Here is an 848-nt window from a genome sequence, read left to right on the forward strand (position 1 = left end):
GGGCGTTGTCGAGCGGGGAGGAGGGAGCCGTCGCGGCCTCGTCCTCGGCGGGGATCCTCGTCATTGAGCGTCCTCGTGGTCCGGTGGGATTGGGGTGTCGCGGCCCGACCGACGCGGGAGGGTCGCGCCCCATTGCGCGGCCGACGTCGTCCGGACCCCGATGAACGCTACGCGCTCCCCGGTCACCCGTCACCCCTCCTGGGCCGAGATCCACGCTCACCCGGGTGACGTCGGACACAGCGGCGTGTACTGTGCTGTGGACGCGCCGCACACCCGCGGCGCCCTTCGGCGTCGAACCGACGCCGCTCGCTCAGGGCCCACCTGGTCCGTCCCCCGGCCGTCCGCCGCGCGAGGCACCCCGCCCGCGACCTCGGCCCGACGCCCCAGCCCCGTGAAGGAGCCCTTTCATGACCGTGACCCTGCCCGCCGCGATCACCCCCTCCCCCGCGTTCCAGGCCGTGCCCGGCCAGCGCATCGACCCGGAGCTCGCCCGCTCCTGGCTGCTGGTCAACGCCGCCCAGCCCGAGCGGTTCCAGCCCGCCGAGGACTCGGCCGCGGACATCGTCATCCTCGACATCGAGGACGCCGTGGCCCCCAAGGACAAGGACCGGGCCCGCGCGGACGCCGTCGCCTGGCTGACCTCCGGTCACACCGGCTGGGTGCGGCTCAACGGCTACGGCTCGCGGTGGTGGGAGGAGGACGTCGAGGCGCTCGCCACGGCCCTGCCCGCGCACCTGGGCGGGCCGGTCGCCGAGGGCGGCCTGGCCGGCGTCGTGCTGGCGATGGTGGAGTCCACGGACCACGTGAACGAGACCGCCCGACGGCTGCCCGGGGTGCCCGTCGTGGCG

Annotated in this window: 1 protein-coding gene; it reads left to right on the forward strand. The window is 75.4% G+C overall.

Annotated features, from left to right (window positions below; genetic code table 11):
* Positions 1 to 407: 407 nt before the first annotated feature.
* Positions 408 to 848 (forward strand): aldolase/citrate lyase family protein (locus UN64_RS21785; RefSeq protein ID WP_245802093.1); only part of this gene is annotated, 441 nt, incomplete at its 3' end.

Source organism: Fictibacillus arsenicus, assembly GCF_001999465.1.
Classification (GTDB): Bacteria; Bacillota; Bacilli; order Bacillales; family Fictibacillaceae; genus Fictibacillus; species Fictibacillus arsenicus.